Annotated in this window: 22 protein-coding genes, 1 tRNA gene, 1 pseudogene and 1 other annotated feature; of the genes and pseudogenes, 8 read left to right on the forward strand and 16 right to left on the reverse strand. The window is 39.8% G+C overall.

All coding sequences use genetic code 11. The features are described from left to right. Positions 1-397: 397 nt before the first annotated feature. The 6 genes from RV13_RS17365 to rplU all read right to left on the reverse strand — a co-directional run bounded on the left by RV13_RS17365 (position 398) and on the right by rplU (position 4,815). A complete protein-coding gene (locus RV13_RS17365; protein WP_060789514.1) occupies positions 398-1,837 on the reverse strand; it encodes a TrkH family potassium uptake protein in 1,440 nt (479 codons plus the stop codon). 12 nt (positions 1,838-1,849) lie between these two features. Continuing rightward, positions 1,850-3,217 (reverse strand): Trk system potassium transporter TrkA, encoded by a 1,368-nt coding sequence (gene trkA / locus RV13_RS17370; RefSeq protein WP_060789515.1) that lies wholly within the window; start codon positions 3,215-3,217, stop codon positions 1,850-1,852. Positions 3,218-3,458: 241 nt separating this feature from the next. Further along, complete coding sequence (locus RV13_RS17375; RefSeq protein WP_010745709.1) at positions 3,459-3,725, reverse strand: SemiSWEET family transporter; 267 nt, start codon at positions 3,723-3,725, stop codon at positions 3,459-3,461. Between the two features lie 107 nt (positions 3,726-3,832). After that, positions 3,833-4,126, reverse strand: a complete 294-nt coding sequence (gene rpmA, locus RV13_RS17380; RefSeq protein ID WP_060789516.1) for a 50S ribosomal protein L27 — start codon at positions 4,124-4,126, stop codon at positions 3,833-3,835. A 12-nt stretch (positions 4,127-4,138) separates the two neighbouring features. Next, positions 4,139-4,489 (reverse strand): ribosomal-processing cysteine protease Prp, encoded by a 351-nt coding sequence (locus RV13_RS17385; protein WP_010745707.1) that lies wholly within the window; start codon positions 4,487-4,489, stop codon positions 4,139-4,141. A gap of 17 nt (positions 4,490-4,506) precedes the next feature. Beyond that, positions 4,507-4,815 (reverse strand): 50S ribosomal protein L21, encoded by a 309-nt coding sequence (gene rplU / locus RV13_RS17390; RefSeq protein ID WP_010740661.1) that lies wholly within the window; start codon positions 4,813-4,815, stop codon positions 4,507-4,509. Between the two features lie 20 nt (positions 4,816-4,835). Continuing rightward, positions 4,836-4,907 (reverse strand) — a sequence feature (ribosomal protein L21 leader region). A 146-nt stretch (positions 4,908-5,053) separates the two neighbouring features. Between rplU and RV13_RS17395 the strand changes: the two genes are divergently transcribed. From RV13_RS17395 to RV13_RS17410, 4 genes are all read left to right on the forward strand, one after another. Next, the gene (locus tag RV13_RS17395; protein ID WP_060789517.1) at positions 5,054-5,701 is read left to right on the forward strand and encodes a uracil-DNA glycosylase; all 648 of its coding nucleotides are present in this window, start codon (positions 5,054-5,056) and stop codon (positions 5,699-5,701) included. Continuing rightward, the gene (locus tag RV13_RS17400; RefSeq protein WP_060789518.1) at positions 5,701-6,369 is read left to right on the forward strand and encodes an O-methyltransferase; all 669 of its coding nucleotides are present in this window, start codon (positions 5,701-5,703) and stop codon (positions 6,367-6,369) included. The genes RV13_RS17395 and RV13_RS17400 overlap by 1 nt, the downstream gene beginning before the upstream one ends. Positions 6,370-6,468: 99 nt before the next feature. Next, positions 6,469-7,308 (forward strand): alpha/beta hydrolase, encoded by an 840-nt coding sequence (locus RV13_RS17405; protein WP_060789519.1) that lies wholly within the window; start codon positions 6,469-6,471, stop codon positions 7,306-7,308. Positions 7,309-7,368: 60 nt separating this feature from the next. Further along, a tRNA-Arg gene (locus RV13_RS17410) sits at positions 7,369-7,442 on the forward strand. A 94-nt stretch (positions 7,443-7,536) separates the two neighbouring features. Here the strand turns inward: RV13_RS17410 and RV13_RS17415 are convergent. The 4 genes and pseudogenes from RV13_RS17415 to RV13_RS17430 all read right to left on the reverse strand — a co-directional run bounded on the left by RV13_RS17415 (position 7,537) and on the right by RV13_RS17430 (position 10,557). Next, a complete protein-coding gene (locus tag RV13_RS17415) occupies positions 7,537-7,803 on the reverse strand; it encodes a hypothetical protein (protein WP_060789520.1) in 267 nt (88 codons plus the stop codon). A gap of 113 nt (positions 7,804-7,916) precedes the next feature. Then, positions 7,917-8,546, reverse strand: coding sequence for a GyrI-like domain-containing protein (locus RV13_RS17420; protein ID WP_060789521.1), 630 nt, complete (start codon positions 8,544-8,546; stop codon positions 7,917-7,919). Positions 8,547-8,612: 66 nt separating this feature from the next. Beyond that, on the reverse strand, positions 8,613-9,500 hold the full coding sequence (locus tag RV13_RS17425) for a helix-turn-helix transcriptional regulator (protein WP_060789522.1): 888 nt from the start codon (positions 9,498-9,500) through the stop codon (positions 8,613-8,615). Between the two features lie 103 nt (positions 9,501-9,603). Continuing rightward, positions 9,604-10,557 (reverse strand): annotated as a pseudogene (locus RV13_RS17430) (zinc-binding dehydrogenase). Between the two features lie 134 nt (positions 10,558-10,691). Here RV13_RS17430 and RV13_RS17435 point away from each other — a divergent pair. Together RV13_RS17435 and RV13_RS17440 are read left to right on the forward strand one after the other, a co-directional pair. After that, entirely contained in the window at positions 10,692-11,057 is a 366-nt protein-coding gene (locus RV13_RS17435) for an ACT domain-containing protein (protein WP_060789523.1), read from the forward strand. Positions 11,058-11,227: 170 nt separating this feature from the next. Then, a complete protein-coding gene (locus tag RV13_RS17440) occupies positions 11,228-11,536 on the forward strand; it encodes a hypothetical protein (protein ID WP_060789524.1) in 309 nt (102 codons plus the stop codon). 35 nt (positions 11,537-11,571) lie between these two features. Here RV13_RS17440 and RV13_RS17445 read toward each other — a convergent pair whose 3' ends face one another. Further along, the gene (locus RV13_RS17445; protein WP_010745683.1) at positions 11,572-12,075 is read right to left on the reverse strand and encodes a S24/S26 family peptidase; all 504 of its coding nucleotides are present in this window, start codon (positions 12,073-12,075) and stop codon (positions 11,572-11,574) included. A gap of 277 nt (positions 12,076-12,352) precedes the next feature. Between RV13_RS17445 and RV13_RS17450 the strand changes: the two genes are divergently transcribed. Continuing rightward, entirely contained in the window at positions 12,353-13,957 is a 1,605-nt protein-coding gene (locus tag RV13_RS17450; RefSeq protein ID WP_060789525.1) for an MFS transporter, read from the forward strand. A gap of 48 nt (positions 13,958-14,005) precedes the next feature. Here the strand turns inward: RV13_RS17450 and RV13_RS17455 are convergent, their stop codons facing one another. The 3 genes from RV13_RS17455 to RV13_RS17465 are packed head-to-tail and all read right to left on the reverse strand — an operon-like array spanning position 14,006 to position 17,489. Next, positions 14,006-15,001, reverse strand: coding sequence for a sugar kinase (locus tag RV13_RS17455; protein ID WP_060789526.1), 996 nt, complete (start codon positions 14,999-15,001; stop codon positions 14,006-14,008). Further along, complete coding sequence (locus RV13_RS17460; protein ID WP_060789527.1) at positions 14,994-15,647, reverse strand: bifunctional 2-keto-4-hydroxyglutarate aldolase/2-keto-3-deoxy-6-phosphogluconate aldolase; 654 nt, start codon at positions 15,645-15,647, stop codon at positions 14,994-14,996. The genes RV13_RS17455 and RV13_RS17460 overlap by 8 nt, the downstream gene beginning before the upstream one ends. A gap of 12 nt (positions 15,648-15,659) precedes the next feature. Further along, positions 15,660-17,489, reverse strand: coding sequence for a glucose PTS transporter subunit IIA (locus RV13_RS17465; protein WP_060789528.1), 1,830 nt, complete (start codon positions 17,487-17,489; stop codon positions 15,660-15,662). 274 nt (positions 17,490-17,763) lie between these two features. Here RV13_RS17465 and RV13_RS17470 point away from each other — a divergent pair, with 274 nt between their 5' ends. Further along, positions 17,764-18,963 (forward strand): enolase C-terminal domain-like protein, encoded by a 1,200-nt coding sequence (locus RV13_RS17470; protein ID WP_060789529.1) that lies wholly within the window; start codon positions 17,764-17,766, stop codon positions 18,961-18,963. Positions 18,964-19,048: 85 nt separating this feature from the next. Here RV13_RS17470 and RV13_RS17475 read toward each other — a convergent pair whose 3' ends face one another. Next, positions 19,049-19,756, reverse strand: coding sequence for a GntR family transcriptional regulator (locus tag RV13_RS17475; protein ID WP_060789530.1), 708 nt, complete (start codon positions 19,754-19,756; stop codon positions 19,049-19,051). Between the two features lie 182 nt (positions 19,757-19,938). Next, positions 19,939-20,946 carry a lipoate--protein ligase gene (gene lplA / locus RV13_RS17480; RefSeq protein ID WP_060789531.1) on the reverse strand — a complete coding sequence of 336 codons (1,008 nt, stop codon included), beginning with the start codon at positions 20,944-20,946 and terminating at the stop codon, positions 19,939-19,941. Position 20,947 lies beyond the last annotated feature (1 nt).

A 20,947-nucleotide genomic window follows, 5' to 3' on the forward strand; every position in this document is an offset into this window, starting at 1 on the left:
TATCTTGACTTATTACCACTAGACTTTATTAGTGTATTCCCTATAATCAATCATCTATAGTTTTTCTTAAAATGTCAAACATTTCGCTGTAAAATAATACACTATATTTTTTAAAAATGAAAGTTTTTGGGAATTTCTCCGGTTTTAGGCTAGCTTTTCTTAATGATTTTTATAATTTCTTAGGAATTCTTTCTTTCCTGACCTTACTGGAAAAAATTTTTCTTCTATTATATAAAGGAATTTCTTTTATTTTTTTCCAGAAGGAAAAAGAAACATGAGTATAACACCAATTCGCAAAAAAAACTGTATTTTTTATCCTCCGACAAATTTTTTCATTATTCCTATTAAAAAAAGCCTAATCTCACATAGAGACAAGACTTTACACATTTTTCTATTGTTAACTTTTCCAAAACGATTTCGAAAACAAAAGTAAAATCGGAAAAATCTCTAATCTTCCTGCCAACATAGCAAATGATAAGGTCCATTTTGACAAATCCGATAGGAAACCGAAATTTCCAGTCGGACCAATCGCTTTAAACCCAGGCCCCACATTGTTTATACAAGTCGCGACCGCAGAAAAGGTTGTTTGAAAATCCATATTTTCCAACGAAAGAAGTAAGAACGCCGCGACAAAAACTAGTAGATACAGTACCAAGTAGGCATGGATATTCCCGATCGTTTTAGGCGCGATTGCTTCACCGCCATATTCCAAGGTTACGACACTTCTTGAATGGATAATCTTTTTAAGTTCCTGCAACGCATTCTTAACAAGAATTTGGATCCGTGAAACCTTTATCCCACCACCGGTTGATCCGGCACAGGCACCAATGAACATCAGCAATAGCAAAATGATCTGAGAAAACATTGGCCATATATCATAATTAGTCGTGGTAAAGCCCGTAGTCGTAATAATTGAAGCGACCTGAAACACTGCGTATCGAAACGCCGACAGCATCGAAGGATATTGTGAGGCAATATTTATCGTGATCAAAAGTGTCGATCCTGCGATAATAGCCAAATACCCACGTAATTCTTCACTCTTCAATACCGGTGCAATTTTTCCAATCAAAAAGAAATAAATCAAATTGAAATTGATCCCAAATAGGATCATAAAGACCGTAATAACTCCCTCGATATAAGGACTGCTATACAAAGCAATCCCGGCATCATCCATCGAGAAGCCGCCAGTCCCAGCCGTAGCAAATGCATTTAAGAGACTATCAAATAGCGGCATTCCACCAAGGAGCAACAAGATCACCTGAACAAGCGTCAATACCGCGTAAATAACATACAGAATTCGAGCCGTAACATGAACCTTTGATACTAATTTACCTACTACCGGTCCAGGCATTTCCGCTTTTAGTATATGCATCGTTCTTCCCGAAGCGATCGGAATAAAGGCCACTGTAAAAACAAGAATCCCCATTCCCCCGATCCAGTGGGTAAAGCTTCGCCAAAACAAACTGGCTCGACTCAACCCGTCTAACGAGGACAAAATAGAAGAACCCGTGGTTGTAAACCCTGAGACAGTTTCAAAAAATGCATCGGTAAACGAGGGGATTTCTCCTGTTAACAGAAAAGGTAGCGAACCAAAAAAAGAAAGAATCACCCAGCTGATTCCTACAATGAAAAAGCCATCCTTCGCATAGATGTTGCGATGCTTAGGCTTTTTGCGACTTAGTAACGTACCGATTAACAGAACGAAAACAGAGACACTAAGATAGGAAAGCGTAGCTTTGTCTTGATAGATCAATGAGACAAGTACTGGTAACAGAAGAAGAATTCCTTCCACCTGAAGTAATTTACCAATTGTAAAAAGAATCATTTTTTTATTCATCGTTTTCTCCTGTTAACTCCTCACCAGATCATTCAAGCAGCAAATTCTGCGATCTGTCGTAATAATGACGAGATGGTCCTTCAATCGGATTTCAGTATCTCCCTTAGGAATCACAAACCCTCGTTCTCGAGAAATTGCAGCGATCAACACATTATTCTTCAATTTCACTTCAGAAACCTTCTTATTCAAGAAGCTAGTATGCGGTGTAACCACAAACTCTAAAGCTTCAATATCGTCATTCACTAAACGATGCAGGGTCCTAACACTGCTGTCATCGTCCTTATTATTCTTCGCTCGCACGAAACGCAGAATATGTCCTGCAATAATATTCTTAGGTGAGATCACACTATCAATATCCAGTTGATTCAACACATTGAGGAAATTGGTTCTTGTCACCTTCGCGACTGTTTTCTTTGCCTTCATCTGTTTTCCATACAAAGAAATCACGATATTTTCTTCATCCAAACCAGTTAAGGCGATTAAAGCATCAATAGATTCAATGCCTTCTTCCAGCAGCACTTCTTCTTCGCTGCCGTCCGACTCAATAATAGTCGCTTCCGGTAGTTTCTGCGAAAGCTCCAGACAGCGTTTAGGATTGTTCTCAATGATCTTCACATGAATTCCATGCTCTGCTAATTGGCGCGCCAAATAAAAGGCAATTCGTCCACCGCCTACGATAATGATTCGTTTTGTCTTTTGCTCAAATAAATTAATATCGTGGCAAAAGCGAACCAGATCACGGTGCTGCCCCATCACATGAATGCGATCTCCCGTTTTAGGAACGAAATTTCCATCTGGAATGATCAACTCTTCTTTACGTCTAACAGCGCAAATCAAAACATTGGTCTTAGAGACCTTATACAAACGATTCAATGGCACATCAATCAAGCGTGCATTTTCCTTAAGTCGGAACTCAGCTAATTCAATTTTTCCACTTACAAAAGTATCCACCTTAAAGGCAGAAGGAAATAATAAGATCCGTCGAATCTCGTTTGCCGCCTCCAGTTCAGGATTAATAATCATCGTCAACCCTAGCTGATCTCGCATAAAGGAGCGTTGTTTTAGATACTCCGGATTCCGTACACGAGCGATAGAATTTTGCGCCCCCATCTTTTTCGCCATCAGACAAGCCAAGATATTCAACTCATCCGATTCAGTTACAGCGATAATGATATCCGCTTCATTTACGCCTGCCTCCATCAAAATATCGAAGGTAGCGCCATTTCCAACAATGCCCAGCGCATCATATTGATTCACAATCGCTTCAACTTTTTCTGCGTGCAAATCGATGACGACCACATCATAATCGTAGTCCTCATCGGATAAATGCTGTGTCAGCGCCTTGCCGACCTTCCCAGCACCTAAAATAATAATTTTCATTCTATCCTCCAGCTAAAAAATGGTATTATAACTACCATTCTAGTCGTTTCCATAACAGAAAACAACGGACATTCAGAAAAAGAATATCCCTAATTTAAGTAAAATTAATAAACATTCGAATAATAATTCTTTGATTGCTTCTCTACTAGAAAAAAAGCTTTTTAAAGGTAGCTTTTCACCTTCAAAAAGCACACAATAAAACACCTGAGACCGCATTTTAGTCTCAGGTGTTAGTCTGTTTCTACATAATTGCTGTAATAAAAGTGATAGCTCCCAGAAAAACGCCGGGCACATTTGCAATAATAATCGGATAATCCTTTTTCTTTTGCATAGATGCATAAATGACCCAAAAAATACAGTTGACCATTGCCACCATCGGCTGAATCGGATTTCCTTTGTTTCCAGCTAAATTGTTCATGATTTGGGGAATATACGAAACATACATCAGCACAGATAACACTGAAGCAATTCGCCCAAAAACTAATATTGTATGATCCTTCTTACTCATAAAAAACACCTCTAACTTCTTTCCATACTAAAATAGTACCGTAAGTCATGAAAAGAAGCGAAAAAAAAGCCCTAACCCTGTTTAACAGGATTAAGACTTCAAGTTTCTTAAGCTTCTTGAGCGACTGGGTATACAGACACTTGTTTTTTGTCGCGACCTTTACGTTCGAAACGTACCACGCCGTCAACTTTAGCAAACAATGTGTCATCGCCACCGATACCTACGTTTACACCAGGGAAAATCTTAGTACCGCGTTGACGGTAAAGAATTGATCCACCAGTAACAATTTGACCATCAGCACGTTTAGCGCCTAAACGTTTTGATTCTGAGTCACGTCCGTTAGATGTAGAACCGCCACCTTTTTTGTGGGCGAATAATTGTAAGTTCATATTCAATAACATGAGCTGCACCTCCTATGATTTAGATTCTGTTTGGACTTCAATGAAATCCAAATACTCAGTTTCGATTGATTGCAAGCCTAGTAACAAATGCTCTAGCAAAATTTGCGAGATATTCATCTGCTCTTGAGTCATGGAATCATCCAGATTCAACGCCACATGAAGATAACCACCTTCATCATCGTTGGTCTCGATGTTCGGAATGACACCTGCTAGTGCATCCAAGCTGTTTACTGTACTGATAGCTAATGCGGAAACCGCCGAACAAACGATATCGCTACCGTATGGACCAGCTTCTGCATGACCAGTTAAAGTAAATTCGCTGATTTGACCTGCTTGATTTCGAGTGAATGTACCTTTGATCAACTTAGGCACCTTCTTTTTTATGCTTTGATTGAGTCAATGACAACTTTAGTGTAAGGTTGACGATGACCTTGTTTACGGTGTGAATGTTTTTTAGGTTTGTATTTGAAAGTAACGACTTTCTTTTGTTTGCCGTGTTTTTCAACAGTTCCTTCAACAGTTGCACCTTCAACGATAGGAGCTCCTACTTTTGTAGATTCGCCGCCTACTAAAACAACTTGGTCGAAGACAACTTTTTCGCCAGCTTCAACGTCTAATTTTTCAATGTAGACTGCTTGACCTTCTTCAACTTTGATTTGTTTACCGCCAGTTTTGATGATTGCGTACATGCTTGTGGCACCTCCTTATATAATATACTTAGACTCGCCATCCCAAGTGACCGAAGTACTTACTAACTTGTTCTGTGCGGTTGTAGCTGTGGGTTCCACAATTACAACATTCATAGTTTACTAAAAAAGATAGGTCAAGTCAATGATTAATTATTGACGTGCGTCCTGCTTTTTTCTACTATTATAAAGATGACAGCCAAAGCAGAAGGTTCCATCTAAGTAAAGCGAGGTGGCAAGAATGGAGTATCCAAAAGAATTGGTGGCGTTAGTAGCTGAACGTTCGAAGGATTTTCAGCTCGAAGGCTTTATTGCAGGTCAAGGTCCGACGCACCCAAAGCTGATGCTGGTGGGAGAAGCACCTGGACGAAAGGAAGTCGTCAATCATATCCCCTTCTCAGGTGCAGCCGGAAAAGAACTGATTCAGGCGATGGCTTCGATCGGACTCACTCGAGAAAATACTTATATTACTAGTGCTGTCAGAAGCCGTCCCTATAAAATAATCGAACGCATAAATAAACGAACCAAAGAAAGTGAAACCGTGTATCCTAATCGTACACCCAATAAAAAAGAGATATTGGCTCACGCACCGATTTTAGATTACGAATTGGTGTCTGTTCAACCAACAATCATTGCGACTTTAGGGAATATCGGTTTGCAGCGACTGCTTGGACCCAAGTGGCAGATCAGTGAAAGCCATGGCAAAATCTATCATGGTCCGGTCTTAGAGCTTAACAATGAACTAAATCAGTATCAACCCTCAAAAGAAGAATACACCGTCGTCCCTCTTTTTCATCCAGCAGCGATTTTTTATAATCGCTCACTCAGTGAAAAAATCAAGGACGATTGGCTAACATTAGGAAAATTACTAGAGAAAGAGGAAATATAATGCGCAATGAAATGATGTACCGCCCAATTATTAATGAAGACATCCTACACTACTTACGCACGGAACAAAAACAATTAACGGGAGCATTAGGAGAATTGGAGGAGCTGGCCCATGAAAATGGCGTGCCGGTGATCCCTCATGAAACGGTGGTCTTCCTTCAATTTCTATTGAAGCAAAAACAGCCGAAAAATGTTTTGGAGATTGGTACGGCGATTGGTTTTTCAGCCAGCTTAATGGCGGAAACTCTTGGAAAAGATGCTAAGATTACTACAATCGATCGTTTTCCAGTCATGATCGAAAAGGCCAAAGCCAATTTTACTAAACTAGGATTAGAAGATCAGGTAACCTTGTTAGAAGGAGATGCAGCGGATTTACTTAGCACGCTTGAGGGGACTTATGACTTCATCTTCATGGATAGTGCAAAATCAAAATACATTACCTTCTTACCTGAATGCTTGCGGCTATTATCAGAGGATGGCGTGTTGATGGTAGATGATATTTTCCAAGCAGGAACGGTATTGCAGCCGATCGAAGAAATCCCTCGAAAAAACCGTTCGATTCATCGGCACCTGAATGAGTTCTTAGAGGAAGTCACAAAATCTCCCGAGCTTACCTCTACTCTATTGCCTTTAGGCGATGGTGTCGCATTGATTTCAAAAAATAAATAATTAATGGCGGAAATTTGAAACTTTTTTGAATTTCCGCCTTTTTACTTGTACCTGAAAAAAATTGGCGTAGACTAAGGAACTGAAATGGAGGAGTTTCCTGTGAAGAACAAAAAAGTAGGAGGCATCATATCAGTCATCTTGGTGTGTATCCTCGGAATCATCTTATTTGAAACAAAAGACCATGTCCATGCATCAAAAAATCCAACGAATCCTCTACCGATTCCAGCACCTGTCATCATGGTACCAGGTACGAATGGCGATGTGGATCGTTTCGATAGTTTAGTTGATTCATTAAAGCAAACAGAAAAAAATGTGGATGAAATAAAAATCACCGTGAACAAAGACGATTCCATCACTTCCTCTGGTCATTTTACCAAAGACACGAAACGGCCAATCATTGCTGTCGCCTTTGAAGATGGCTCAGATCCCTCTCTGCCAAAACAATCACGCTGGTTTCAAAAAGCGCTAGAGTATGCGGAAAAATATTACACCTTCAACACGTACGATTACTTAGGCTATTCAAATGGCGGATTGATCCTAACTGGGTATTTAGAAAATGAACAAAAAAGCAATGACCCCTCTCTCTATCATTTAATTACCTTGGGTACTCCGTATAACGATACCTCTTGGGACTACAATGAAAATAGTACGACCTTCAAAAAGCCAAAAGCTGAGAGTGATCTATTAAAATACTATTTGAAAAATAAGAAGAATATACCTAAGAATATCACGGTCTATAACATCGCAGGGAATGTCGATAATCAAAACTCCGATATGACTGTTCCATTAACAAGTGTGCTTGCTGGACGCATGATCTATGGGGATAGTGAAAAATACAAAGAGATCATCGTGAACGAACAGGCGGATCATGGATCCCTGATTGAAAATCCAAAAACATTGAAGTTAATCAAAGATTATCTTTTTGAATCAGTAAAATAACGAATTAGCATTGACAAGCAAAGGTAGTTTTTCTATAATAGCTATTGTTGCAAAACTACTGTCACAGTAGCTCAGCTGGATAGAGCATCCGCCTTCTAAGCGGACGGTCGGGGGTTCGAATCCCTCCTGTGATGTCTTCAGCCCCTAGAAACGCTGGTTTCTAGGGGCTTTTACTTTGTTGTATACAAAAAACGCTCAGAGAAGCTTCTCCGAGCGAGGATGTCTAAGTTATTCCTTCACAGCTTTTGGTACTACTAATAGTGCACACATTGCTAAACCTAACACGATGAATAGAACGGCTCCCATCACATTGCCTTTCGTCAACATCGCAAAAGCAATCGTTCCGAACAAACTGGCAACGGTCAAAACAATGCCTGATTTTTGGATCCCTGTCAATTTGGCGAAAGAATTTCTAAAACCGATCGTCAATAATAAAGAGCCTACAAATGAAGCGATACCAAAAATAATGTGTCCAATCAAGATAAGATTTTCCATGTTTCCACCTCCCTCAGAACCACTATACTAGAAAGCCTGAAAGAAGACGAAAGTTGTGCTTGAAAATGACGAATAAAAAGTAAAACCCTCGTAGCCGAAAACGCTCTCTTCCATTAAACAATCTGATAACGTAAAATGGTTCGCCGCTTTTCTGGCGCTGTTTTTCTAGCATCGTTTAGGTAAATCTCTCGATGGTGATAACTTTTACGGGTTAAGCCATTTTCTGTTACAAATTGATCCATCTTTTGAAAAGAAGCTGGTTCATCATCAAAAGAACCTAGGTGCAGGATTTGAACACATCTCCCATCTTCAATCGTTTCAAAAGAAAGCTCCTGCAGCATATCATTTGGGTCTTTCTTTTGCACTGCTGCTAAGGAGGTCTCAAACATTTCTTCCGTAATCCAATCGGGTTGACGCAGCATGATTTTGTATTCAAAGCTTTCTTTATCCGTTAGGTCCTGTGTATTTTTAGTACTCCATAGACCTTCTAACGGAAAAATGGCAAACTCAGAGTATTCAAACTGCTCTTGCTGTTCAGGATGTACTTGATAGAATTTCTTATATCCCATCTTGATGCCCCACGCAACGGGATACAGCACACCTACTCGATTTGAAAAATCTTGATGGTTGGGGTTTCCTTCACCTTTGATCGTCAAAAACTTCTGTGGTGGAACAGTTACGATTTCCGCTTTCTTTTTTGCACCGTATAAATATTTTTCTTGTTTTTTCCATTCATATTTCATTTGTTCACCCTCACTTTCAACTTTATCCTCATTATAGCGAGTGAAACCTGCAACCTCGTGTCAGGTTTAATAAATACTTTTTAATTGATCGATTTTTTTGATTAATTGCTCGCGAACTGTGGATGGGGATAAAACCTCCACCAGACTACCAAATGATAGCAAGAAGCTATATAGACTATCGTTAACGGGATATTCGGCAGAAACGAGCAACCGCCCACCTTCCCCTTCTTCTACCTCTTCAAAATTTTCATAGACACGATACGCCAGCTCTGGATCAAAGGCTAATTGAATGGTGAGTCTTTCTGCTGTATAGATTTTTTCAGGCTGAAGGACTTTTTCTGGTGTGACGCGGTCAAACGATTCAGTTGTCCGCTTCAGCTTTTTGATTCGTTTAAGTTTAAAGAGTCGATCCTCCTGTTTTTCACAGCAATAGGCAAATAAATACCACTCTCTTGCTTTAAAAATGAGTTTCAAGGGTTCTACTTTACGATCTGAACTGGATTTCTCTCGACCGAAGTACTGAAAACAAATACGTGTCCTATGAAAAATGGCTTGCTCCAATGCTTGAAACAATTCTTCCTGCTGCGGATGCCAATCGGAAAAATCAATCTCGATCCAATTCGTCGTCTGCTTTTGAAAGACGGCGCCTAATTTTTTTAGCAGCTCTTGATTTCTCTCTTCATTCATTCCGTTAAATCCCTGCAACGCTGTTAAAATATGCCTTTGTTCCTCCTCTGAAATCAGCGAACGATTCAAAACAAACTTTTCAGGAAGAAAAATGCCGCCGCCTTTTCCCTGTGTTGTGTAAACAGGAATGCCTGCAGCGCTTAAAATATCTATATCTCGATAAATCGTTCGAATCGAAACTTCAAACTTCTTTGCTAACTCAGGCGCGGTGGTTTGTCCTTTATCCATTAAATAGTACACCATCTGAAAGAGTCGATACTCTGCCATGCTCCTCACCTCCATCTTTAGTATAGCATCGAAAACCTGCAGCCTGATGTCAGGTTTCATAAAAAAGCACTGCTCAATTTTCTAAGCAGCGCTTACTCCTCTATTACGGTTGCAACAAGACTTTCCCGATACTTTTTCCTGTTTCTAAAAATTCATGGGCTTGTTTTCCTTCTGACAAAGGAAAAACAGTTGGCTCGCTGATTGAAATTTGTCCTTTGGAGAAATAGTTGAAGAGACGTTCACTACGAACCTTGCGCTCTTCATAGCTTGTTAGATAATCCCACAAGTCTCCAGTTAAAATGCTTTTTGATTCTGACATTAAATCGACGGGATCGATTTTAATAGGATCGCCGCCTGCCATACCGAAAAATACAACCTTGCCACGATGTTGGATCAAGTCTAGACTTTGCTGAATGGTTGATCCAACACCGTCATACGCTGTCGCAAATTGCCCTTCGATCGTTTCAACCCACTAGTGTTCACGACTTGGATAAACCTGCTTCACTCCGTGGGATAAGGCCAATGCTTGTTTTTCTGCTGAGGAAGCAGAACCATACACCTCAATGCCATCAGCCACCAGCATTTGAGAAAGAATTTGTCCGACACCGCCACTGATCCCTGTGATAAAAACTTTTTCTCCCGATACATTTTTTCCAAGGTCGTGGGCTAAGAAATCTGCGGTCATCCCCTGAAGACCGATACTTGCGGCCAGCTTACTGTCGATTCCTTCAGGTAAAGGAATCGCTTGTTCACTTGGAACCGCCACATATTCAGCATTTGCCAAAGGGACATCTACAAATAGTACCGTCTCACCAATTTTTTGTTTCGTTACCTTGGCACCGACTTCAACAATAACTCCCGCACCTTCATAGCCGTTAATGTAGGGCGTGTGCTTTTCAATATGGTATTCCCCTCGTCGTCGATAAATATCTGCAAAATTTAAACCGATATACTCTACTTCTACTAATACTTCATGCTCATTAATGACAGGACATGGAAGCTCGCCATATTGCAAAACTTCACTGCCGCCAAAGGTTTCAAAATACAATGCTTTCATGGCAAATACTCCTTAATTTATTTCCTCAAATATACTATGGCTACCCTTTTTCAGCAAAAAATCAGATTGCATTTCGTTCGACGCTCTGATAGATTTTAATCACTATGAGGCAATCATCGAAAGGAGTGTTCTAAATGAAACTAGTTCTCTTACCTCAAGAATTATCTGTTTATCAGGTGTCCGACTTCAGCCAGATATATTTCACCCAACAACCTCTATTTATTGGAAGAACTGATGAAGAAAATTCCATTGTTTCTGCAACAGCTAATGTTCCTTCCGAGACTATCAAACGGGAAGATGGCTGGAGAGCCTTTAAGATTGAAGAGGTTCTGGATTTTAGTTTAGTGGGGATTTTAGCAAAAATTGCCACAGTCTTGGCAGAGGCTGATATCAGTATTTTTGCTGTCTCAACCTTTAATACCGATTATCTTCTAATCAAGATGGAAAAATATGAGGCGGCTGTCTCTGTCTTAACCCAAGCCGGCTATACTGTCTTATAAAAAGTAGTCAGTTCTTCACTTTCCAGCCTTTTATCCGAGAATAAGATAGGTCTTTAGTTGGACGTAACGCTTCCAGTTTTTCCTTATTATGAGAGTGTAGTAATAAATCAAAGACAAAATAAAGTGCAGCGTTCGTTGGTGGACAAACTAGATAATTGGAGGAAATGAAAATGAAGAGAAATGGGTTAGATATTATGGTATTAATTTTGGGAATTGCTTGCGTTGGTTTATTGACGGTGAATCGGTATATTTTCCGACCTGTTTGGAACTCGGAATTTCGCACAGAGCTTAGAGAAACCAAAAACGAAATTAAGGCTGGGTTAACTGATAGTCGCAATGAAATCAAAGAATCCTCTAAAGAAGTGAAAGAGGAACTAAAAGTGAAACGCGACGAACTAAATGACGACATGAAAGAGGCTAAAAATGAAATGAAAGAGGTAAAAGACGAAATGAAGGAAAGCTTGTCTCTCTCTTATTAATAGCGTCATAAAAAGACCTTCGGACGAAGGTCTTTTTATTCGATCTGTTGCTTCAATTTCTGCTTCATCTCTGTTTGGAAAAAAAGCGTGGAAAGAGTCATCAGTATCGCACCGATAAATAGTGTGCTTTTCAAAATATTCATGACTTTCGTATCAGCTAAAAAGCCGATGTACGGCAAATAAAAATGCGGGCGACCAATTAAATTTCGTTTATGAACCAAGCCCATTTCTGCTTTGTCAGTATTATCCCCTTTAACAAAATATCCCTCGATCTTATTATCTACCGCTAATACTCGACGCGTTTTAATTGCCTTCCCTTGATTTTCATAATACGTGATAGTATCTCCGACATGGATCGGTTCTATGACATCTTTTACAAAAACCAATCCATCCTTGTGGTACTCCGGGGCCATCTTGTCATCTGAAATGACATAGGGCGTGACACTCAGCACCTTTGGGATGACAATGGTTAAAACAGCTAATAAAAATAAAAGGAAAATTAGCACACCATAAAAAACAGTTATTTTTTTATTCTTCAACAGACCTTTCCACCTCCCTCAAAAAAGAAGCATCCCCTTATTTATATCATAGCACATTAATCATAGAAATCTATTTTTAAATCTCAAATCAAATAAAAAATCAAATATATTTTGACTAAAAACACTATTATGTTACTATTATTTTATAGTCGAACGGAAATCTCTCTCTTTTCCAAAAACGAAAGGATGTTATTTAATAATAGTGAAGACAAATAAAAACCGTTCTTTCAGATTCCAGTCAAAAAAAGGTGCTATTTTAATAATATTAGTTATTTTAATGCTTGTTTATTTTTGCGGTATCACCTTCACAGAAAAAGTCAAAAGCGCAGATATCCAAAAACTAAACGATCGCTGGACGTTTATGGTGAAGGGGCATTCAGATCAATATATCTTCGGAAAAACCGAACAACGTTTAAAGAATATTCAGCCAAATAGTGCCCTCATTATGCAACAACAGCTGGACATGACGCTGAAAGACCCGCAGATAGTGATCCGTACCAATCATCAATGGGTGTCGGTCTATATTGGTGAAAGGCTTATTTATAGCTATGCGCCAACGAAGCAGCAGAAAGATCCTGGACTTTTGCAATCGGCGATTCACCTACCCAGTAACTATCGAAAAGAAAAATTACGAATCGTCACAAAAACACCCTATGATTATTATGCTGGCATTCCTGCTCAAGTATTTATCGGTGAAGCAGCAGAAGTTGATCGCTACTTTATTCTGCACTCTCTGCCACAACTTCTGCTCTGGATCACCTGTTCTACGCTTATTGTTTTGATGATGATCCTTCTCTTCTTAAAGAGAAAGGGACCGAAGAAAGAGACTGTTCAAACCTTGATCTTGATCGGATTTACTTTTTTTATTGGGCTACAGTCAATTATTTTGAATGTTCCAGCCAGCACGCTATTTGAGCCTAAAACATTGTCGATCCTGTATAACCTGACAGCAATTCTGATCCCAGTCTTTCTGACCAGTTATTATCTTTTGAGAACCAAAAAATATCAACACTATTACTTTTATGGCGTTGGTTCACAGCTATTTCTATTGATTTTTGGTGTTCTGTGCATAATAGCAGGAAGGCTGTCGCTTCCAGTTGCGGTACAAATTTTTAGCGGATTTAACGTTTTTATGACCCTCTATACAGCGGCCATCGCGTTAGCTGAATCGGCAGATCAAAATCGATTTTATGTCATTTGTTCTCCAGGAATTATCATGGCTGCTTTTATTCACTGCTTTTTCTATATCCAGCTCTTCGCTGGAGCGGCGAACTTAACAACTGACTGGCCGTTGATTTTATTTGGCGGACTGATGATTTTGATCAGCGGCTATCATTTCGGCGAAGCGATTCGCTTCATTCGTCGCTACCGTATAAAGCAGCAGGAAGATAAACAGCAATTTATACGAGTGCACGAAAAACAAAATAACCTATTAGTCACCTTTAAACTATTAGCAGAAAAAGAAGCGTATATGAATAAAGAAGCACTCTCCTTAACTTATTTCCTGCAGCAAATGCGGGACTACTATCAAAATGAATTTCGTAAACAAGCTAAATTTTTCTCTTGCCAATTAATCGTAGACCAAGAAAATCAACTGCTAAAAGATGAAAACCTGTATTTACTCATTCAACTATTCGAAAAATTCTTAAACGATTCGAATTTCGGAACCATTGATATTTCAATGAAGCAAGAAAACCAACAGTTAATTATTGAAAGCAGCACAAGTGCGTTTACTCGTCATTCCTTTGATGAATCCGTCGAGGCAATTATACCTGTAAGTTCTCATCAAGAGTTAGAACAAGCAGTGAAGCGATCAAATGGCGATTGGCATTGGCAAAACAAAGAGAAAAAACAGTATTTTAAAATCACCTTAGGGTTATAAAAGAAAATCAGGGCGCCGCTTTATGGAAGAAGCGGTTCCCTGATTTTTTTATCGCTTGATTGTTGCGGTAGAACTTTGAATAAATGAGACTACTTCCTCTTCAGTAAATTGATTACAATCACCCTTTACTGAATGTTTCAAAGCGGAAGCGCCTGTTGCAAATTCAATTGTTTCAATTGGCAAATAATCGTTAATTAGACCATGTAAGATTCCACCAGTAAAAGCATCCCCACCGCCAATTCGGTCCACAATTGGATCAATTAGATGATTTTTTGAGGTGTAGCATTTTCCATTGAGCCACAGTGTTCCCTGTAATTCGTGGACGCAGGTTGAATGAACGCTGCGATTTGTAGAATAAAAGGCCGTTATGTTTGGAAATAGCTCCTGCATTTTTTGATAATAATAGACAATATCCTCTTCAGTTTCTGGAACACCTAATAAATAAATGGCGTCCATTTTTCCAGCTGAACAATAATCCACTAAAGGCAAAACTTTTTTTAGAAAAGCCCCCGCCTCACCTTGGCTCCAAAGACTTTGACGATAGTTACAATCGAAGCTTACTTTGCAACCAGTCTTTTTAGCCGTCTTGGTTAATTCGATGGTCAGTTCTTTCCAATATTCTGAAAGTGCTGGAGTAATACCTGAAATATGAAAAATTTCCACATCGGAAAATAGATCTTGCAGCTTCCATTCCAATTCACTCATCAATGAAAATGTAGAGTATTGCCGATCATAGATGACAGAAGTTGCACGTTGAGCATTCCCTTGCTCCACATAATAAACTCCCATTCTACCTTGCGCTTTTAACAAATAGTCAGTAGCTACTCCGTAACTTCTTAAATGACGCTCAGCTGCTTGACCAAGTCCATTGTCAGCAATCTTACTAGCGAATTGTACTTGATGTCCATAGTTAGCTAAGGAGACAGCAACATTCGCTTCGCCACCACCGTAGTATGCCTCTAATTGTTGCGTATGGTTCAGACGAATCCCTGTTTCGACAGATAGCCGCAACATAATTTCTCCCAAACAGACAATCTTAGCCATTTGCTTCTCTCCGAATCTTTTGCAGCTTTGTCGCATATTGCTGTGCAATTTCCGTTACTTTAGCGAAATCCCCTTCTGCAGCTGGTGCCAACAAATTACCACCCACACCAACCGCTACAACTCCCGCTTCAAACCAAGTTTGCATGTTCTCCAAATTCACACCACCAGTAGGCATGAGGTTTGCATGAGGCAGCGGTGCTTTTACAGCTGAAACAATACTTGGCCCGCTAACACTTCCTGGGAAAAGTTTAATGATATCTACACCATTTTTCAGCGCTTGCTGCATTTCTGTTATAGTCATGCAGCCTGGCAGATAAGGGATTTGATATAGATTGCACAGTTCTGCAGTCTCTTGATCAAAACTTGGACTAACAACAAACTCTGCTCCTGCCATAATTGCTAGCCGAGCGGTTACTGCATCTAAGACTGTTCCCGCACCAATCACTACATCCTGATCTCGGTAATCATTTACCAATTCATGGATAGCTGATTGCGCATTAGGGACTGTAAAAGTAACTTCAATCCCCTTCACCCCCCCGGCAATAATGGCCTGACTAGCTTTGACTGCCTCTACTGGAGTCTTTCCTCTGACAACCGCAATGACCCCGGCCTTTTCTATGCGTGATAAGATTTCTATTCTTTTCATTGATTTCTTCTCCTATCCATTTAGCAAAGCTCTTTCCAATAAGGCACCTGCTTGATGTTGTCCTTCTAAATTTCTTTCTCCTGAGAATTTCAGTACTCGCTCCATGTTGGTAATGACTACAATGATCATTGTTTCCTTGCCTTGACTATGAATATAGTCTAGGTCCATTTGAGCAATTTTTGATTCCGCTGTAACTTTATCGCCAACTTTTACTGATACATTAAAGCCTTTTCCATCTAACGTTACTGTATCGATCCCCATATGAACAAGAACCTCAATGCCATTACCAGTCTTGATTCCAATTGCATGCTTTGAAGGAAAGACGGTTGTCACTGTTCCGCTGACAGGAGCAAAAACGGCACCATCAACTGACTTGATCGCAAATCCATCTCCCATCATTTTTGTTGAAAAGACTTCATCCGGCACATCTTCTAGTGGAACATAACTGCCTCTAGCAACAGAATGTAGATTTACTTCGTTATTAAAGTCATCCTCTTCTGCCTCTTCGACTGGAACGAGCATATACGTGATTACAAAGGAAGAGATCAATGCAATCAAAATTCCCAGAACCGCAAAGATAAAGTATTGACCGATATAGGCCGGCAGACTGAAGATACTTGATAAGATATAACCATAGATACGAACACCGAAAAAGCTGATAAATGCCGATGCAATCGAACTACCGATAGTTGCGGCAATGAAAGCCTTCTTATATTTTGATAAAATCCCGAATAAAGCAGGTTCAGTAATTCCTAGTAAACCAGAAACTGCCGAAGATAGAACCAGTGATTTTTCCTCTTTTGATTTGACCTTCGTATAAATTGCAGCTGTCGCACCTGTAATTGCCATATTCGCCATGAACATCATTGGCATCAGCATATCATAGCCTTGGTTCGCAAAATTTTGCAAAGCGATAGGAGTCATCGCATGATGTAATCCAGTGAAGATCGCTATTGGGCGAATTGCCCCCACCACAACACCAGCCAAAACAGGAGAAATGGAGAATAACCAAGCCACACCAGCCGCTAATAGGTTTCCTAAGTGAATACTGATTGGCCCAATAACTGTCAAAGTAACCAATCCTGCTACGAATAAAGAAATAGTTGGCGTAAACACTGTCCGTAAAACCTGCGGCAGCACCTTATCGACCCAACGATAGATATAACTTAAGGCCAATACTGCAAAGATGATTGGAATTACCGTTCCTGCATAGTTAAAGACAGGTACAGGAATCACACCAAACAGCTTAAAGGCGGAAACAGAGCCTTCAGCGACTGCCGTAGTCATCGTCGGAAATTGTAGTGTGGCAGCGATAGCGACCGATAAATATTGATTTGTTTTGAAAATCCTAGCAGCCGAGGCAGCAACAAAAAATGGCAAGAACGTAAATACCCCACTGGCAATCATATCAATGATTAAGTAGGTATCTGTTTGGTTAGAAATCACATTCAATGCAACTAATCCCGCCATTAGCCCTTTGATCATGCCCGCACCGGCAATCGCTGGAACAATTGGTCCGAATACTCCAGAAACAGTGTCCATGAATAAGGATACTGCTCCTTTTTTCTCTCCATCAGCTTGTTGATTATTCTCATCAAGACCTAACACTTTGACAATTGGTCCAAAATAATCCGCTACATTCGTTCCAATGACTACCTGCAGCTGATCGCTTTGATACTTCGTTCCAACTACTTCAGCTATTTTTTCCAACTCAGCGTAATTAACCTGCTTTTCATCCTTTAAATTGAAACGCAACCTAGTCATACAATGCCAAGCATTATTGATATTCTCTGCACCACCAACATTTTTAATGATTTGCTTTGCTACATCTTCGTGCTTCACTTTTTTTCCTCCTTATTCTTTGAAACTCGACGAAACGTGTTTCCGTTTTCAACAACATAGTAGCATGGTCATACTCCCTTGTAAAACCAGTCCTTTTTTATTAAAAACAAAAGAAATCAGCTTTATATCAACGTTCACATAAAATTTATTTAAAAATTGGACTGTTTTTACATCTCTTTACTCTCTTTTTTTAGTCCAAATTGACAGCCCTATCATCTACATGTTTCAATGAGTTTGCAAATGATTCATATTTACGTACATTGGAGTGAAAAAAATGACACCAACAATCATTACTGATATAAAAAGCTTCGCAATCAAACCGGACCGTCATAATTTATTAGTCGTAAAGGTCGAAACTGATAAAGGGGTATCCGGCGTCGGCTGTGGAACTTTCCAATTTCGGCCATTAGCCGTTCAAACGGTCGTCGAAGAATACTTGAAACCTTTACTTATTGGTAGAGATGCGAACCAAATTGAGGATATCTGGCAAGTGATGAACGTCAACTCTTATTGGCGAAACGGACCGATTACCAACAATGCAATCTCCGGTGTGGACATGGCACTTTGGGATATTAAAGGAAAACTAGCTGACATGCCTTTGTATCAACTGCTAGGTGGTAAAGCACGCACAGCAATTCCGGCTTATACCCACGCTGTCGCAGATAATTTAACCGCTTTGTACGGTGAGATTGACAAATTTCTTGCAGAAGGCTATCGCTACATTCGTTGCCAATTAGGTTTTTACGGCGGTAATCCCAGCAAATTAGAGACCCCCGAAAATCCAATTAACGGCTCTTATTTCGACCAGGAAGAGTATATGCAAACAACGTTAAAAATGTTTGCTAGTATTCAAAAAAAATACGGTCAGCAATTCCAAATGCTGCACGATGTTCATGAACGCTTGCATCCTAATCAAGCCATCAACTTTGCAAAAGCTGCGGAAAAATATAATCTTTTCTTCTTAGAGGATATCTTACCACCAAACCAAAATGAATGGCTTGCGCAATTACGCAGTCAATCTGCGACACCGATTGCGACGGGAGAATTATTCAACAATCCCATGGAATGGAAGGAGTTAGTCCGCAATCGTCAAATCGATTATATGCGCGCACATGTATCTCAAATTGGTGGAATCACTCCTGCATTGAAATTGGCCCATTTCTGTGAAGCCATGGGAATTCGAATCGCCTGGCATACACCATCGGATATCACACCGATTGGTTTAGCAGTCAATACACATTTAAATATTCATTTACACAATGCAGCTATCCAAGAAAATATTGATGTGCCCCAAAATACTCAGAAGCTCTTTGGTAACATTCCAGCACCAGAGCAGGGCTTCTTTTATCCGATCGAACAAAGCGGAATCGGGGTGACCTTCAATGAAGAGATGGCTGCTGAATATCCTGTCGTTTACCGTCCCCATGAATGGACGCAAAGTCGAACACCAGATGGAACAATTGTAACCCCATAAGAAAAAGGTAAAGTCTACTTTCGGACTTTACCTTTTTGTGTTTCACTACATATTTTTAGCATCCATTTCTCTTGTGATGAAATTTCTAATCAATCCTTGAACGATGAATCTCACGATCAAAGGGCCGAATATACGTTACTGAGTAATCGATCGCCACGATGCTACTGTATTCAAAAACCTGTCCATCTTCCAAAATAGCTCGATTTGTAATCTGCATCGCAGGGGTTCCACGCTTACACAAAAGCAGCTTTGACTGCTCCTTTGAAGTGGTGATTGGGTCATAACTGGTAATATAATGGGATATACGAAACCCTTTCTGTTCGACATAATTTTGGATCGAATGCTCAATGACCTCTTGTGACAAATCTGGAAACATTGCTGTTGGCATTTTCGAGATTTCCAACTGTTCAATTTTGTAATTGACAATGCGGATGCGCTCAAAAGTCCACACCTCGTCCCCTTCATCAATTTGGAAAATCTTTTGTTCGTCTAAGGTGGCTGGCGCCTTTTTTAATTCAATCATTTTTGAGTCAATCCGATCGTAAGGAGTACGAGTCAAAGAATTAAAGATCAGTGGATTTTTCACCCATTTCTCATGGACAAAAATTCCAGACCCCTGAACAACGCGGACAATCCCAATCTCTTCTAAATTTTTCACCGCTTGCTGAATGGTAAATCGAGATACGCCATAGATTTGTGCCAGCTTTCGCTGATTTGGTAATTTTCCTTCTTTAAATTCTTCCTGATAAATCTTACTCAATATGTCTTGAACAATGAACTCGCGCTTTTTCATGTAGGGCTCCTTTGTCGGGCTTTTTTCTATTCCTATCTTACCAAAAGAAGCCAAAGTTTTCAGTCGGCTACCACGATTTAATCCGCTTCTTCTTTCTGTGCATGAGCAAAGCTGAGCCTTACTCGAAAAAACTTTCGCCTCACAAAAAAACGACCTTTCTCAAATGGAAAGGTCGCGAGCTTTTAATAGATTAATGATAGGAAATCTTCTTTGGTAATATTGCCAAAGTAATGCGTCAAATCGATTTGATCGATGCTTTCTTCTAGCGCTGTTTTCTCATAGCGTGTACCAATCAATTGATTTTCTACGTCCTTGATCTCACCTAATCCGAAGAAGTCTCCGAAGACTTTCGCTTTTTCGATGACACCATTCGCTACATCTAGACGTACTTCGATTGAACCAATTGGGAAACGTTTTTGCCGCTCCAAGTTAAACTCTGGTGAACGGCCATAGTTCCAATCCCAATTTTTGTAGTACTCATCAGAAATTTGATTGATAGCTTTCCAGTCTTCCTCATTCAGCTCATGAGTCTTTACTTGATCGACACTCTCTACGCCAAAAATTTGCAACAGGATCGCTTGGCGAAATTCTTCTGTTGTCATGTCTTGTTTATCTGCTGGCAAATAATCCTTAATATTTGTCACTCGAGAACGAATCGACTTAATTCCTTTTGATTCGATTTTGTCTTTTTTGACCTTCAAGGCATTGACCACTTCGTCAATGTCGCTATCAAACATCAAGGTTCCATGAGCAAACATCCGGCCATTGGTTGAATACATCGCATTACCGGAGAACTTTTTATCGTCAATTACTAAATCATTCCGACCTTTTAACTGAGCCCCTTCGATCCCCAGCTTATGAAGGGCTTCAACGATTGGTTCCGTTAATTTTTTGAAATCTCTAAAGGAGTTGCCATCATCTGGCATAATGAAGCTGAAATTCAAATTCCCAAGGTCGTGATAAACAGCCCCTCCACCACTTAACCGACGAACAACATGAATCCCTTTTTCATCCACGTATTCTTTGTTGATCTCTTCAATCGTATTTTGATTACGACCGATAATAATGGACGGCTCATTAATATAAAAAAGCAGGATCGGTTCGTCTAATGGCATGTTCTGTAATAGATACGTCTCGATGGCAAGGTTTATTCGTGGATCACGTTCTTTGTCATTTGGTACATATAGCATG

The sequence above is a fragment of the Enterococcus raffinosus genome, from assembly GCF_001886185.1.
GTDB classification, from domain to species: domain Bacteria; phylum Bacillota; class Bacilli; order Lactobacillales; family Enterococcaceae; genus Enterococcus_A; species Enterococcus_A raffinosus.

Bases quoted from the DNA above. Each gene is read 5' to 3' on its own strand.
- RV13_RS17365 (WP_060789514.1), bottom strand. From the start codon at position 1,837: ATGAATAAAAAAATGATTCTTTTTACAATTGGTAAATTACTTCAGGTG.
- trkA (WP_060789515.1), bottom strand. From the start codon at position 3,217: ATGAAAATTATTATTTTAGGTGCTGGGAAGGTCGGCAAGGCGCTGACA.
- RV13_RS17375 (WP_010745709.1), bottom strand. From the start codon at position 3,725: ATGAGTAAGAAGGATCATACAATATTAGTTTTTGGGCGAATTGCTTCA.
- rpmA (WP_060789516.1), bottom strand. From the start codon at position 4,126: ATGTTATTGAATATGAACTTACAATTATTCGCCCACAAAAAAGGTGGC.
- rplU (WP_010740661.1), bottom strand. From the start codon at position 4,815: ATGTACGCAATCATCAAAACTGGCGGTAAACAAATCAAAGTTGAAGAA.
- RV13_RS17395 (WP_060789517.1), top strand. From the start codon at position 5,054: ATGGAGTATCCAAAAGAATTGGTGGCGTTAGTAGCTGAACGTTCGAAG.
- RV13_RS17400 (WP_060789518.1), top strand. From the start codon at position 5,701: ATGCGCAATGAAATGATGTACCGCCCAATTATTAATGAAGACATCCTA.
- RV13_RS17415 (WP_060789520.1), bottom strand. From the start codon at position 7,803: ATGGAAAATCTTATCTTGATTGGACACATTATTTTTGGTATCGCTTCA.
- RV13_RS17420 (WP_060789521.1), bottom strand. From the start codon at position 8,546: ATGAAATATGAATGGAAAAAACAAGAAAAATATTTATACGGTGCAAAA.
- RV13_RS17425 (WP_060789522.1), bottom strand. From the start codon at position 9,500: ATGGCAGAGTATCGACTCTTTCAGATGGTGTACTATTTAATGGATAAA.
- RV13_RS17435 (WP_060789523.1), top strand. From the start codon at position 10,692: ATGAAACTAGTTCTCTTACCTCAAGAATTATCTGTTTATCAGGTGTCC.
- RV13_RS17440 (WP_060789524.1), top strand. From the start codon at position 11,228: ATGAAGAGAAATGGGTTAGATATTATGGTATTAATTTTGGGAATTGCT.
- RV13_RS17450 (WP_060789525.1), top strand. From the start codon at position 12,353: ATGCTTGTTTATTTTTGCGGTATCACCTTCACAGAAAAAGTCAAAAGC.
- RV13_RS17455 (WP_060789526.1), bottom strand. From the start codon at position 15,001: ATGGCTAAGATTGTCTGTTTGGGAGAAATTATGTTGCGGCTATCTGTC.
- RV13_RS17460 (WP_060789527.1), bottom strand. From the start codon at position 15,647: ATGAAAAGAATAGAAATCTTATCACGCATAGAAAAGGCCGGGGTCATT.
- RV13_RS17470 (WP_060789529.1), top strand. From the start codon at position 17,764: ATGACACCAACAATCATTACTGATATAAAAAGCTTCGCAATCAAACCG.
- RV13_RS17475 (WP_060789530.1), bottom strand. From the start codon at position 19,756: ATGAAAAAGCGCGAGTTCATTGTTCAAGACATATTGAGTAAGATTTAT.
- lplA (WP_060789531.1), bottom strand. From the start codon at position 20,946: ATGCTATATGTACCAAATGACAAAGAACGTGATCCACGAATAAACCTT.